This is a genomic window from Sphingopyxis sp. TUF1 (genome assembly GCF_036687315.1).
Lineage (GTDB): Bacteria > Pseudomonadota > Alphaproteobacteria > Sphingomonadales > Sphingomonadaceae > Sphingopyxis > Sphingopyxis kveilinensis.
Genome location: NZ_CP144683.1, coordinates 1,267,681 through 1,280,889, shown reverse-complemented (window position 1 = coordinate 1,280,889; position 13,209 = coordinate 1,267,681). Strand labels below are relative to the sequence as shown.

The 13,209-nt window shown below is 64.7% G+C and carries 15 protein-coding genes and 1 pseudogene; 6 read left to right on the top strand and 10 right to left on the bottom strand.

Annotation, left to right across the window (positions count from 1 at the left end):
- The first annotated feature begins 138 nt into the window (after window positions 1-138).
- The 4 genes and pseudogenes from VSX77_RS06090 to VSX77_RS06075 form a co-directional block, all read left to right on the top strand.
- Window positions 139-711: a RecX family transcriptional regulator gene (locus VSX77_RS06090; RefSeq protein WP_338426758.1), complete on the top strand. Its 573-nt coding sequence runs from the start codon at window positions 139-141 to the stop codon at window positions 709-711.
- A 39-nt stretch (window positions 712-750) separates the two neighbouring features.
- Window positions 751-1,206, top strand: coding sequence for a DUF192 domain-containing protein (locus VSX77_RS06085; protein WP_338426757.1), 456 nt, complete (start codon window positions 751-753; stop codon window positions 1,204-1,206).
- Window positions 1,207-1,376: 170 nt separating this feature from the next.
- On the top strand, window positions 1,377-1,763 hold the full coding sequence (locus tag VSX77_RS06080; RefSeq protein WP_338426756.1) for an NADH:ubiquinone oxidoreductase subunit NDUFA12: 387 nt from the start codon (window positions 1,377-1,379) through the stop codon (window positions 1,761-1,763).
- Window positions 1,763-2,149, top strand: a pseudogene (locus tag VSX77_RS06075) (DUF2155 domain-containing protein); the annotation flags it as partial. The gene VSX77_RS06080 and the pseudogene VSX77_RS06075, both read left to right, overlap by 1 nt.
- Window positions 2,150-2,184: 35 nt before the next feature.
- On the opposite strand, the gene aat reads toward VSX77_RS06075, so the two are convergent.
- Both aat and VSX77_RS06065 read right to left on the bottom strand, forming a co-directional pair.
- Window positions 2,185-2,967 (bottom strand): leucyl/phenylalanyl-tRNA--protein transferase, encoded by a 783-nt coding sequence (gene aat / locus VSX77_RS06070; RefSeq protein ID WP_338427227.1) that lies wholly within the window; start codon window positions 2,965-2,967, stop codon window positions 2,185-2,187.
- The gene (locus VSX77_RS06065) at window positions 2,964-3,794 is read right to left on the bottom strand and encodes a class I SAM-dependent methyltransferase (protein WP_338426755.1); all 831 of its coding nucleotides are present in this window, start codon (window positions 3,792-3,794) and stop codon (window positions 2,964-2,966) included. Before VSX77_RS06065 ends, aat begins: the two co-directional genes overlap by 4 nt.
- A gap of 55 nt (window positions 3,795-3,849) precedes the next feature.
- Between VSX77_RS06065 and VSX77_RS06060 the strand changes: the two genes are divergently transcribed.
- Entirely contained in the window at window positions 3,850-4,035 is a 186-nt protein-coding gene (locus tag VSX77_RS06060) for a hypothetical protein (RefSeq protein ID WP_338426754.1), read from the top strand.
- An 89-nt stretch (window positions 4,036-4,124) separates the two neighbouring features.
- Here VSX77_RS06060 and VSX77_RS06055 read toward each other — a convergent pair whose 3' ends face one another.
- The 8 genes from VSX77_RS06055 to VSX77_RS06020 form a co-directional block, all read right to left on the bottom strand.
- Window positions 4,125-5,618, bottom strand: a complete 1,494-nt coding sequence (locus VSX77_RS06055) for a CpaF family protein (RefSeq protein ID WP_338426753.1) — start codon at window positions 5,616-5,618, stop codon at window positions 4,125-4,127.
- 639 nt (window positions 5,619-6,257) lie between these two features.
- Window positions 6,258-6,515: an ATP synthase F1 subunit epsilon gene (locus VSX77_RS06050; protein WP_327451085.1), complete on the bottom strand. Its 258-nt coding sequence runs from the start codon at window positions 6,513-6,515 to the stop codon at window positions 6,258-6,260.
- Window positions 6,516-6,560: 45 nt separating this feature from the next.
- The gene (gene atpD / locus VSX77_RS06045) at window positions 6,561-8,102 is read right to left on the bottom strand and encodes a F0F1 ATP synthase subunit beta (RefSeq protein WP_338426752.1); all 1,542 of its coding nucleotides are present in this window, start codon (window positions 8,100-8,102) and stop codon (window positions 6,561-6,563) included.
- 57 nt (window positions 8,103-8,159) lie between these two features.
- The gene (locus tag VSX77_RS06040; RefSeq protein WP_338426751.1) at window positions 8,160-9,035 is read right to left on the bottom strand and encodes a F0F1 ATP synthase subunit gamma; all 876 of its coding nucleotides are present in this window, start codon (window positions 9,033-9,035) and stop codon (window positions 8,160-8,162) included.
- A gap of 1 nt (window position 9,036) precedes the next feature.
- A complete protein-coding gene (locus VSX77_RS06035) occupies window positions 9,037-9,654 on the bottom strand; it encodes a LysE family translocator (RefSeq protein ID WP_338426750.1) in 618 nt (205 codons plus the stop codon).
- A gap of 10 nt (window positions 9,655-9,664) precedes the next feature.
- On the bottom strand, window positions 9,665-11,194 hold the full coding sequence (gene atpA, locus VSX77_RS06030) for a F0F1 ATP synthase subunit alpha (protein WP_338426749.1): 1,530 nt from the start codon (window positions 11,192-11,194) through the stop codon (window positions 9,665-9,667).
- Window positions 11,195-11,232: 38 nt separating this feature from the next.
- Complete coding sequence (locus VSX77_RS06025; RefSeq protein WP_338426748.1) at window positions 11,233-11,799, bottom strand: F0F1 ATP synthase subunit delta; 567 nt, start codon at window positions 11,797-11,799, stop codon at window positions 11,233-11,235.
- A 127-nt stretch (window positions 11,800-11,926) separates the two neighbouring features.
- Window positions 11,927-12,511, bottom strand: coding sequence for a hypothetical protein (locus VSX77_RS06020; protein WP_338426747.1), 585 nt, complete (start codon window positions 12,509-12,511; stop codon window positions 11,927-11,929).
- On the opposite strand from VSX77_RS06020, the gene VSX77_RS06015 reads away from it, so the two are divergent.
- Window positions 12,510-13,199 (top strand): dienelactone hydrolase family protein, encoded by a 690-nt coding sequence (locus VSX77_RS06015; protein WP_338426746.1) that lies wholly within the window; start codon window positions 12,510-12,512, stop codon window positions 13,197-13,199. The two genes, VSX77_RS06020 and VSX77_RS06015, sit on opposite strands and share 2 nt — an antisense overlap.
- The last annotated feature ends 10 nt before the right edge of the window (window positions 13,200-13,209 follow it).

The following is a 13,209-nucleotide window of genomic DNA, read 5'->3' as shown; positions in this document are numbered from 1 at the left end:
GCATGTCATCTTTGTGTGCCATGGAGGATGCGCGAACCCTGAGTTGTTTGAACAAATCGCCCATTTCCGGGCTTTGGTGCCCGATATGGCGCTGTTGATCGTTCTCAATCAGGCCCGACTGTGGCACAAACATGGCATATGGCCAACCGCCGTGCTCCCTTTGACCGATCGAAAAGACCCCTTGGCGCGGCGAAGCTCGACGAGTTGGCGCTCACCTATGTCGCGCGCTTCGCGACGAGCCGGGCAAAACTGCTGCGCTATCTTGCAAGAAAAGTGCGCGAATCTGAATGGATGGACGACATTGACGCCATGGCGGCGTGCGAGGCGGTCGCCGACCGGATGGAGGCGCTGCGCTACCTCGACGACCGCCAATATGCGGCGATGCGCGCCGGGGCGATGACGCGCCGCGGTTTGGGGGTGCGGCGGGTAAAGGCGCAGCTTCATGTCGATGGAATCGCTGCCGAGAATAGCAGCGAAGCAATCGAAGCGGCCGAGAGCGAGGCGGTCGCGGCGGCGGTCGGCTTTGCGCGGCGGCGGCGCCTCGGCCCGTTCGCGGCGCGCGCGACCGAAGACCCCAAGCTGCGCGAACGCCAGGTCGCGGCGTTCATGCGTGCGGGCCATTCGCTCGCGCTCGCGCGGCGTATTCTTGCCGTCCCGCCGGGGGATGACGATGCGTTGGCGGCGCTGGACGCCGACGCGCCGGTCGATTAGCCGGTTATCTTTCCCGTCGAACAAGAGGCTTAGCGTCCGATGCGCATTCTCCTGACCGCCCTTGCCCTGTCGCTGGCGCTGCCGATGGCGGCGTGCAGCCCCGATGCGAGCGAAGCGGAGCGCGCGGCGACCGCGGCGGTGACCATCGAGATGGCGGGCACGGTGCACCGTTTCGACGTCGAGGTCGCGCGCAGCGACCCCGAGCAGAAACAGGGTCTCAAATTCCGCACCAGTCTGCCCGCAAAGGGCGGAATGCTCTTTCCGTTCGAAAAGCCGCGGATCGCGAGTTTCTGGATGCAGGACACGCTGATCCCGCTCGACATGCTCTTCATCCGTGCGGACGGGACGATCGACCGCATCGCCGAAAACACCATCCCCGGATCGCTCGAGCCCGTCGCGAGCGGCGGCGAGGTGAGCGCGGTGCTCGAACTGGCGGGCGGCACCGCGGCGCGGCTGGGCATCGACGAGAGCGCCAAAGTGACGTGGAAGGATTGAGCCATTCTGTTTCCGTTCGCCCTGAGCTTGTCGAAGGGCCGTTCTTCCTTTCGCTGGCCACGAGAAAAGGACCGCCCTTCGACAAGCTCAGGGCAAACGGAGTAAAGGGAGGGCGCTATCCCGCTTTGGCGCTTGCGCGACTGCTCGCCTTGGCTGTAAACGCCGCAGCCATGAGCATCCTGGGCAAGATTTTCACCTGGTGGGACGGCGCGACCGTCGGCACGCTGCTGAACAGCTGGGCGCGCGGCGAAAAGGTCGGCGAGGACAGCCTCGGCAACATCTATTATCGCGCCAAGAAAGGCTCCCGCCGCTGGGTGATCTATAAGGGATCGAACGACGCGAGCCGCGTGCCGCCCGAATGGCACGGCTGGCTGCACGGCACGTTCGACGAACTGCCGACGGACGTGCTGCCCGCGCCGCGTGCGTGGGAACGCGACCCGACTCCCAATCTGACGGGCAGCACGGGCGCCTATCGCCCCGCGGGCGCGCTCGAACGCGGCGGCCGCCGCGCCGCCGCGACCGGCGATTATGAAGCCTGGCGGCCCGGCGCAGATTAATGCCGCACCGGGTCTGGATCGTTCTTGCCGCCGCGACGGCGCTGGCCGGATGTGACCGGTCACCCTCGAACGGCAGCAAGACGGTGCCGACCGCGCTCAAGTCGGAGCGCGTCCCTGCCGAAACCGGCGGTATCGAGGGCGCCACCCCGATGGCCGAGCGCGTCGCCGTCGTCGGCCTGCTCAACAAGCGCAACGGGCTGGTCCGCGAACTTGAAATGAAGCCCGGCGATTCGCTGCGCATCGGCCGCGCGATCGTCCGGCTGCGCGCCTGCGAACAGACCGCGCCGTGGGAAGATCCACCCGAAACCGGCGCTTTTGTGCAATTGACGGTGCAGGATCAGCGCGACGATCAGTGGCGCCGCGTCTTTTCGGGCTGGATTTTCCGCGAGCGGCCCGACCGCAATGTGATCGAGCATCCGATCTATGACGTCTTCGTCAAAAGCTGTGCGATGACATATCCGGGCGGCGAACCGGTTGAACGCTCGGCCCCCAAGGCCGCGGCGCCCAAGGCGTCGAGTGCGCCCCAGTCGCCCGCGGCGAACGGCGGCGAAGGCACCGAGACCCCCGCGGCGCCTGCACCTGCGCCAACTCCGGCGCCGGCGGCCGCGGCCCCGTCGCCCCCCGCCAACACCGAATAGAGCCGCGCCAGATAGTCGGCCTGGCGGATCTCGATCGCGCCGAGGCTGGCGAGGTGCGGGGTCAGGAACTGGCAGTCGAGCAATTTCCAGCCGCCTGCGATCAGCCGCGCGACCAGATGCGCGAGCGCGACCTTTGACGCATCGCGCACGCGGCTGACCATCGATTCGCCGAAAAAGGCCCGCCCGAGCGTGACGCCGTAAAGCCCGCCGACCAGCGCGCCGTCCTGCCAGCATTCGACGCTGTGCGCATGACCGAGCCGGAACAGCCGGTCATAGCTTGCCCGGATGACGGGGTTGATCCAAGTCGTCGGCCGGTCGTCCGCGGGCGCGGCGCAGAGCGCGACCATGTCTGCAAAGGCGGTGTCGGTGGTGACGCGGAAGCGGTCCGACACGATCGTCTTTTTCAGGCTGCGCGACAGATGAAAGCCATCGAGCGGCAGGATCGCGCGCAGCCGCGGCTCGACCCAATGGACCGACGGGTCGTCCGCCCCGTCGGCCATCGGGAAAATCCCCTGCGCATAGGCGCTCAGCAGCAGCGCCGGGTCGATGGACTCAAGGTGTTTCAGCTCGCGGGCTTCACGAATTTCAGCGTCATGCGGTCCGATTCGCCGATCGCGACATATTTCGCGCGATCGGTCTCGCCTTCGCGCAGGTTCGGCGGCAGCGTCCAGACGCCGTTGGCATAATCCTTGGTATCTCTGGGGTTGGCGTTGATCTCGCTCTTTTCAGCGAGCTTGAACCCCGCGGCTTCGGCAAAGGCGATGATCGAGCTTTCCTTCATATAGCCCGATTTTTCCTCCTTCGCGGCATCGTCATCCTCGTTCAGCCGGTGCTCGACGACGCCCAATGTGCCGCCGGGTTTGAGCATCGCGAAAATCTGTTTGAAGGCATCGGCGGTCTTGTCGGCACCGCCGAAGCGCCAATTGTGAACGTTGCGGAAGGTGAGCACGACATCGGCGCTGCCATCGGGCACCTTCGCGCCCGCGCCGGTGGCAGGAAATTCGGCGAGTTTCAGCGCGCCATAGGTGGCGGCGTCGGCCGCCTGCTTTTCCTTGATGCGATTGAGGCCGCGGTCCCACGGCGCCGCGACATAGAGCGTGCCGCCGCCCGCCTTCGCCAGCGGGGCGAGGATTTCGGTGTACCAGCCGCCGCCGGGCCACAGCTCGACCACCGTGTCGCCGGGCTTCACGCCGAAGAAGGCGAGGGTTTCGGCGGGGTTGCGATATTTGTCGCGCTCGACATTCGCGGGGGTGCGCGTAGGCGCGGCAACCGCCGAGGCGATCGAGCCATGTGCCTGGTGCGCAGCGTGGCCTCCGCCATGATGGTCGGCGAGGGCGGCTGCGGGGGCTATGAGGGTGAGGGCGGTACTTGCAACGAGGATCAACGAACGCATATGGGCAACCTCTCTTTTGGGGGACTGTCCCCTGTTTGCGAAGGTGCGCGCGTCAATGCAAGGGTCGATGCTGTCGGTGGCGATTGCGGCGGCGGCGCTGTTCGGCATCGCCGAGATCGCGAACTGGCGCCGCAACAACCGGCTCGACGTCGACAAGGTTGGGTTTATGCCCTGGCGCGGGATCGCGCTGGCGTCGGCGGGGGTCGCGTTTTTGGCCGCGGCGCTGGCGTTGAAGCCTTAATAACGGTCGCCCCCGCGCAGGCGGGGGCCTTTCCTAAGTTGCTGCGTAAAACGACGGCGGCCCCCGCCTTCGCGGGGGCGACGTGGTGCTTACAGACACGCCTCCAGATACGGCTGGTCGAATCCGTATTGCCGTGCTTTTTCCAAGGTATAGGGGCGCAGGCCCATCGAGCGATATTCGCCGACGATCTTGCCGTCCTTGTCCTCGTCCAGATATTCGAACTTGAACAGTTCCTGGGTGACGATGACGTCGCCTTCCATGCCGATCACTTCGGTCACGTTGGTGACGCGGCGCGAGCCGTCGCGCAGGCGCTTGATCTGGACGATCAGGTCCACCGAGTCGGCGATCTGTTTCGAGATCGCTTCTTTCGGGATTTTGATGTCGCCCATCAGCACCATATTCTCCATACGGCCGAGGCATTCGCGCGGGCTGTTGCTGTGGAGCGTACACATCGACCCGTCGTGACCGGTGTTCATCGCGGCGAGGAGGTCGAAACACTCCGCGCCGCGAACCTCGCCCATGATGATGCGGTCGGGGCGCATACGCAGCGCGTTCTTGACGAGATCGCCCATGTGGATCGCGCCGTTCCCTTCGAGGTTCGCGGGGCGCGTTTCGAGTGGCAGCCAGTGCGGCTGTTGCAGGCGAAGTTCGGCGGCGTCCTCGATCGTCAGCACGCGCTCGCCGGGGTCGATCATCTTCGACAGCGCGTTGAGCATGGTGGTTTTACCCGAACCCGTGCCGCCCGAGATGACGATGTTGAAACGGCTGGCGCCCGCGATCTTCAGCGCGGTGCACATCTTCTGGCTCATCGCGCCCCATTGGCAGAGCATGTCGAGCGTGATCGGCTTGGCCGAGAATTTACGAATCGAGATCGCGGTGCCACGCAAGGACAGCGGCGGGACGATGACGTTGACGCGGCTGCCGTCCTTCAAACGGGCGTCGGCCAGCGGGGTCGTCTGGTCGACGCGGCGGCCGACGAGGTTGCAGATGCGCTGGGCGATCTGGAACAGATGCTGTTCGTCGCGGAACTGGATCGGCGCGATCACCAGCTGGCCCTTGCGCTCGACATAGGTCTGGTACGGGCCGTTGACCATGATGTCGCTGATGTCGGGGTCGGCGAGCAATTCCTCGAGCGGACCGAAACCCAATAGTTCGTCGACGAGCACCTTTTCGAGCGCGAACTGCTCGCGGCGATTGAGCGTGATGCGGAGTTCAGCGAGCACTTCGAGAATGATCGGGCGAAATTCCTCGGTCAGTTCGTCCTTGCTCAGCGTTGCCGCGGCCTCGGGATCGACGCGCTCGAGCAGCCGCGGCAGCACCTGTTCCTTGATCTTGTGGACCGATGCTTCGAACCCCTGCACCTTTTCGGGCTCGGCCATTTCGGCGGTCGAACGCTGGTTCAGCCGCTCCATCGCCTCTTCTTCGGGTGACAGGTTCGACGGGATCGGCAGCGGGGCTTCGGCGGGCACGTCGATCGCCGGGAACTGCGTCCCGCCGGGCACTCCGGCGCCAGTCTGCATCGGCTTGGCCACGCCAAAGGCGGGGCGGCCAGCGGTTCCGGGTCGGCGTCCGAATGCACTCATCCGTTTTGTCCTGCTTTCAAAATTCCTTTGGGCATGGCCCGCAACCGCGGACGCACCCCCACCGGACAGGGTGAATAAACCGGAAACTTTGACATTGTCCTAATGCGCGCGGGCGAATGCGCCGAGTGGGTTGCAAAGGCGTTTGTGGATGCGGCAAGGGGGCGGACTTGAGGCAGATGCGCGATCCGATTGGCGCAGGGGCCGCGGAATCCCGTCAAAGTTCAGGAAAAGTCAGCCTTGTGCCGCCGCCAATTGGTCGCGCTCGGCGAACATGCCGCGCGCGCTTGCTGACCTGCATCGCTACGCCGGGCAGCGAGCGCTTTTGTCCGCGTTCTGAAAGAGCCGGGATGGAAGCTGGCACAGCCGGACCGTGTAGGACAGCATTATCTTTGGATGTCCGGTTTGGGATGGGGAGCGGACGTTTCAATAAACCGTCGCCCCCGCGAAGGCGGGGGCCGCAATCGGCCTTTTCCTGCGCCGCTGCGTAAACAGACAGCGGCCCCCGCCTGCGCGGGGGCGACGGCTAGGTTCGGTCGAAGGCTTCCGTTCCCGCCAAAGGCGGAACGCAGCTTCCACCAACGAAAAGCCCGCATCCGGCGAGGGATGCGGGCTTTCGATCGCCGTGGACGGGCGAAAAAATCAGCCGGCGATATGCTCGGCGAGGACGGTGAGCCCCGCTTCGTTGACTTCGGCGAAACCGCCTTCGACCTCGATCACCTCGGGTTCGGCGCCCGCGGTGGCATAGATGGTGAGCGGGCCGTTGCGCAGCGTTGCCATGAAGGGCGCATGGCCTTCGAGCACCGAAAAATCGCCCTCGGTCCCCGGCACGGTGACCATATGGACGTCGGCGGTCCGCTCGAGGCGGGCGGGGGTGACGAGTTCGAACTTCAGGGCCATTGATCTGTCCTTTGACCCCTCCCGCGCGGGGAGGGGCACAGGTTATTACGCTTCTTCGGCGAGCTTCGCGGCCTTGGCGACCGCTTCGTCGATGCCGCCGACCATGTAGAAGGCCGCTTCGGGCAGATGGTCATATTCGCCGTCGACGACCGCCTTGAACGATTTCACCGTGTCCTCGATCGCGACGAACTTGCCGGGGATGCCGGTGAAGACTTCGGCGACGTGGAACGGCTGCGACAGGAAGCGCTGGATCTTGCGCGCGCGCGCGACGACCAGCTTATCTTCTTCCGACAGCTCGTCCATGCCGAGAATCGCGATGATGTCCTGAAGCGACTTGTACTTCTGCAGCGTTTCCTGAACGCGGCGGGCGGTCTCGTAATGCTCCTGGCCGACGGTCGCGGCGGTCAGCACGCGGCTGGTCGAATCGAGCGGGTCGACCGCGGGGTAGATGCCGAGTTCCGAAATCGCACGGCTCAGCGTCGTCGTCGCGTCCAAGTGGGCGAACGAGGTCGCGGGCGCCGGGTCGGTCAAGTCGTCCGCGGGGACGTAAATGGCCTGCACCGAGGTGATCGAACCCTTGGTGGTCGAGGTAATGCGTTCCTGCAGTGCGCCCATGTCGGTCGACAGCGTCGGCTGGTAACCCACCGCCGAGGGAATACGGCCGAGCAGCGCCGACACTTCCGAACCCGCCTGGGTGAAGCGGAAGATGTTGTCGACGAAGAAGAGCACGTCCTGCCCTTCCTGGTCGCGGAAATATTCGGCCATGGTCAGGCCCGAGAGCGCGACGCGGGCGCGGGCGCCCGGGGGTTCGTTCATCTGGCCGAACACCAGCGCCACCTTCGACCCGTCGGGGGTCGGGTTGCCGTCGGCGTCCTTGGCGATAACGCCCGCGTCGAGGAATTCGTGATAGAGGTCGTTGCCTTCGCGGGTGCGTTCGCCGACGCCTGCGAAGACCGACACGCCGCCGTGGCCCTTGGCGATGTTGTTGATCAGTTCCTGGATGAGAACGGTCTTGCCGACGCCGGCGCCGCCGAACAGGCCGATCTTGCCGCCCTTGGCATAGGGGGCGATCAGGTCGATGACCTTGATGCCGGTGACGAGGATCGCGGCTTCGGTCGACTGATCGACGAATTCAGGAGCCTTCGCATGGATCGGCGCGGTCATGCCGGCGTTCACCGGGCCGCGCTCGTCGATCGGGTCGCCGATGACGTTGAGGATGCGGCCGAGCGTCTGCGGGCCGACGGGAACCGAGATCTGCGCGCCGGTATCGCGAACCGGCTGGCCGCGGGTCAGGCCGTCGGTCGCGTCCATCGCGATTGTGCGGACGGTGTTTTCGCCCAGATGCTGCGCGACTTCGAGGACGAGGCGGTTGCCATTGTTGTCGGTTTCGAGCGCGTTCAGGATCGCGGGCAGCTCGCCCGTGAACTGGACGTCGACGACGGCGCCGATGACCTGCGCGACGCGGCCGGTCGCGGTGCCGACGGGGGCAGCGGCCTTGGGCGCGGCGGCCTTCTTCGGCGCAGCCGCCTTGGGCGCGGCAGCCTTTTTGGCGGGGGCCTTCTTTTCAGGGGCGGGAGCGGTTGCCATGGTCTTCTTCCTTGGGTTGATCGGTTAGAGCGCTTCGGCGCCCACTTTAACGTGAAGCTACAGCGCTTCCGCGCCAGCGATAATTTCGATGAGTTCGGTGGTGATCGCCGCCTGACGCGTTCGGTTGTAAACGATGGTCAGCTTGTTGATCAGGTCGCCCGCGTTGCGCGTCGCATTGTCCATTGCGGTCATCGACGCACCCTGTTCGGACGCGGCGTTTTCAAGGAGGCCCTTGAAAATCTGGATGGTGACGTTGCGCGGCAGCAGGTCGGCGAGGATCGCTTCCTCGTCGGGTTCATACTCGACGGCGGCGCCGCTCGATGCCGGAACGTCGGCGGGCGGCGGAACGGGGATCATCTGCTGTCCGGTCGCGATCTGGAGCAGCGCCGAGCGGAACTTCGAATAGAAGAGATGCGCGACGTCAAAGGCGCCGGCTTCGTAAAGCTCCATCACCTTCGCCGAAATCTCGCTCGCCTGTTCGAAGCCGATCTCACGGATGCCGGTGGTTTCATACTGCTCGATGATCTGGCCGGGGAAGAGGCGCGCGATCACCGGGCGGCCCTTGCGGCCGACGAGGTAGAAGAGAACCTTCTTGCCTTCAGCCTGGAGTTCGAGCGCCTTGTCGCGCGCGGCCTTGACGATGTTCGAGTTGAACGCGCCGGCAAGACCGCGGTCGCTGTTGAGCACGACGAGGAGGTGCGTGTCGCTCTTGCCGGTACCGGCAAGCAGCTTCGGCGCCGAATCCGATGCGCCGACCTTCGACGCGAGGCTGGCGACGACGCGCTCGAGCCGCTCGGCGTAAGGACGCGCGGCTTCGGCGGCGGCCTGCGCCTTGCGCAGCTTCGCGGCGGCGACCATCTTCTTGGCCTTGGTGATCTTCTGGGTCGATTTGACCGAGACGATCCGCCCCTTGAGTTCTTTCAGACTGGCCATCTCAGTTCCGTTCGAATGCTAATTTACCAGCGAGGCCGACGAATGCGACGCCGAGCGTCGCCTCGACCCAGCGCCACACGTGGCTGTTGCGGGCCATTCCCCCGGCCGTGCTGCCCATCACCGCAAGGGTGCCCAAAAACAGCGCGCCGATGGCATAATGGATGCCAACCAGCAAAACCCCGATCATCGGTGCGTCCGGACCATGCCCGGTGAATTGCGGCAAGGCTGCGAGATAGAACACCGCCACCTTGGGATTCAGCGCGTTCGTCATCAAGCCCTGCGTGAAGGGATTGGTAAGCAGCGTCGCCGCCGATCCGGCGGGCTGGGGGCGGATCGCGCCTTTCAGCAGCCCGAAGCCGAGATAGGCGAGATAGGCTGCGCCCGCGATCTTCACGGCCATGAACAAGGCCGGCGATGCGGTCAGCACGCTGAGAAAGCCGAAGCCGCACAGCGCCATATACCACAGGCCGCCCATCGTGATGCCCGCGGTCGCCATCAACCCCGCCCGCAAGCCTCCGCGTGCAGAATGTCCCGCAACCAGCAGGACATCGGGACCGGGCGACACGACGGCGATTGCCGCCAGCGCCGACCAGGCCAGAAGGGTTGCTTCGAGGCTCACGCTGCTGCCTTCAGGCGAAAATCTTGGCGAACGCGTCGAGTGCGGCGACCAGCGCCTTCTTCGTGTCGTCGCCCAGATCCTTGGTGTCGCGGATCGTCTTCAGCACATCGCCATGGTCGCTGCGCAGATAGGCGAGCATCGCCTGTTCGTAGCGCGACACGTCGGTCGTCGCGACATTGTCGAGATAGCCGTTGGTGCCGGCGAAGATCGACGCGGTCTGTTCTTCGAACGGCATCGGCTGGAACTGCGGCTGCTTGAGGAGCTGCGTCAGGCGCGCGCCGCGGTTGAGCAGCTTCTGCGTCGACGCGTCGAGGTCCGAACCGAACTGCGCGAAGGCTTCCATTTCGCGATACTGCGCGAGCTCGAGCTTGATCGAGCCCGACACCTTCTTCATCGCCTTGGTCTGCGCGGCCGAGCCGACGCGGCTCACCGACAGACCGACGTTGATCGCGGGGCGGATACCCGCGTTGAACAGGTTGGTTTCGAGGAAGATCTGGCCGTCGGTGATCGAAATCACGTTGGTCGGGATGTACGCCGAAACGTCGCCCGCCTGCGTTTCGATGATCGGCAGCGCGGTGAGCGAGCCCGAACCATTGTCGCTGTTCATCTTTGCAGCGCGCTCGAGAAGGCGGCTGTGGAGATAGAAAACGTCGCCGGGATAAGCTTCACGGCCCGGCGGGCGGCGGAGCAGCAGCGACATCTGGCGATAGGCGACGGCCTGCTTCGAAAGATCGTCATACACGATCACGGCGTGCATGCCGTTGTCGCGGAAATATTCGCCCATCGTCACGCCGGCGTAAGGCGCGAGATACTGGAGCGGAGCGGGTTCCGAAGCGGTCGCGGCGACGACGATCGAATATTCCATCGCGCCATTTTCTTCGAGCTGACGCACGATCTGCGCGACGGTCGAGCGCTTCTGGCCGACGGCGACGTAGATGCAGTAGAGCTTCTTCGATTCATCGTCGCCGGCGTTCGCCTGCTTCTGGTTAATGAAGGTGTCGATCGCGACGGCGGTCTTGCCGGTCTGACGGTCGCCGATGATCAGTTCGCGCTGGCCGCGGCCGACGGGGACAAGCGCGTCGAGCGCCTTCAGGCCGGTCTGGACGGGTTCGTGCACCGAGGTGCGCGGGATGATGCCCGGCGCCTTCACTTCGACGCGCATCCGCTTGTCGGCCAGAATCGGGCCCTTGCCATCGATCGGGTTGCCGAGGCCATCGACCACGCGGCCGAGCAGGCCCTTGCCGACGGGAACGTCGACGATCGTGCCGGTGCGCTTGACCTGGTCGCCTTCCTTGATTTCGGCGTCGCTGCCGAAGATCACGATGCCGACGTTGTCGGCTTCGAGGTTGAGCGCCATGCCCTTCACGCCATTGGCGAATTCGACCATTTCACCGGCCTGGACATTGTCGAGGCCATGGACGCGGGCGATGCCGTCGCCGACCGAGAGCACCGAACCGATTTCGGTGACCGTGGCGTCGGTTCCGAAATTGGCGATCTGGTCCTTGATGACCTTGCTGATTTCAGCGGCGCGGATTTCCATTATTCAGCCTTTCATCGGGGCGTTTTGGCGTCGGGCTTTCAGCCCTTCATCGCCTGGGCGAAACTGTTGAGACGGGTACGGATGCTGCCGTCGATCAGCTGGCTGCCCAGCTGGACGACGAGGCCGCCGAGGATGGCGGGATCGACGGTCGCCGCGACGGAGACGTCGCGGCCGACACGGGATTTGAGGTTCGCGGTCAGATCTTTGAGCTGCGCGGGGGTCAGCGGGTGTGCGCTGGTGACCTTGGCCGTCACTTCGCCGCGGTGATCGGCGACAATCGCGTCGAACGCGTCGATCATGCGCGGCAGATCGGCGAGGCGGCGGTTCTCGGCGAGAACGCCCAGGAATTTGGTGGTCAGCGAATCGAGCTTCATCGCTTTCGCGACGGCTTCGATGGCCTTGGCGGCTTCGGTGCGGCCGACAACCGGGCTTGCGATCAGCGCCGACAGGTCGGCCGATTCGGCGAGACCGGCGCGGAGGTCGGACAGGCTTTTCCGAACCGCGTCGATCGCATTCGATTCGCGCGCCAGATCGAACAGCGCGCTGGCATAGCGGCCCGCGAGGCCCGCCGTTATGTTGCCCTGAATGCCGCCGGAATTCTCCACGCGCGAAAGTCCTTTTCTTCGATCCCAAGGGGGATGGCTGCGCGGATTTGCCCGGCATCCGAAAATGCCCCCCGCTGCAAAGTCGGGGCGCGCGTAGCAACGATTTTGGCGCAATGCAAGGCGGGGGTTAGATGCACCCGTCGGAAGAAGCCGAAGGGCGCGAAGCTTTGCCTGCACGCGCGGCAGCGATGGCTTCTTCGGCTACCCGTCGGGCTTTATCCCTATCCCATTCGCCACCGGTGCCGACCTTGTGATGCAGGGCGTTGATTGCGTTTTCAACCGCCTTCGCTTCAGCCTGCCGACAAAGCCGCGGCTCGGCAAGATCGGCACCGTTCACACTATAGCCGGTTGCAATACAGAATTCGCCATCTGCGTCTTTCAGGCAGTCGACCTCGGTTGATACTGGTGCGCAGGCTGAAGCGTAGCCAGTCAAATCTTCTTCGCCTTTTGGTCGAAAGGGCTCGATGGCCGCTTTGTAGCTGCGCCAGCAATCGGGGCTTTGGCCCGTGCCCCGGGCGATCTCGCATTCGCACGCAGCAACCGCCTTCGCCTCTAGCGCGGGCTTGTCGGCGCGTTTGGGCTTTTCTGCCGGAGCTGGCGAACAAGCTGTCGCGCCGGCGAAAGTGACGATGGCGACGAAAGAGTTTCTCCATTGCATGGTGCTGGTCGTTGCACCCATCATGGCGGCTATCAAGGGAGAAGCTGCGATCATGGGCAAAATGATTCGAATGACGATGGACGATGGCGCCGAAATCGCTGTCTATCACGCGCAACCCATCGGCGAACGCCGCGGCGGCCTAGTACTCGTTCAGGAAATCTTCGGCGTCACCGAGCATATTCGCGAGCTCTGCGACGAATATGCCGCCGACGGTTACGAGGTGCTGAGCCCTGCCTTGTTCGACCGCGAGCATCCGGGGTTCGAGAGCGACTATTCAGGGCCGCAGTTCGAGCGCGCGATTGAGCTCGCGCGCGAGCTGCACCCGTTCGAACAGAGCCTGAAGGACGCGCAGACCTGCATCGACGCGCTCAAGGGCTCAAATGGTTTTGGGGGTCCGGTGTTCATCACTGGCTATTGCTATGGCGGGTCGGTCGCGTGGCGGATGGCCCAGATCAGCCCCGATCTCGCGGCGGCATCCTCCTATTACGGCAGCCTAGTGCCGACGATGTTCAAGGACGAGGCGCCGCGCTGCGCGACCATCGCCCATTTCGGCCGCTTCGACGGTGGCATCCCGATGGAGGGGGTCGAAGCGCTGATCGCGAAGGATCACCCGACCGCGCAGGTCTTCGTTTATGAGGCGGGGCATGGGTTCAACAGCGATCGCCGCAAAGATTATCATGAGCCGAGCGCGGACCTGGCGCGCGAGCGCACGCTGATGCTGTTCAGGGCGTGCGGGGGATAACCTCTTTTCA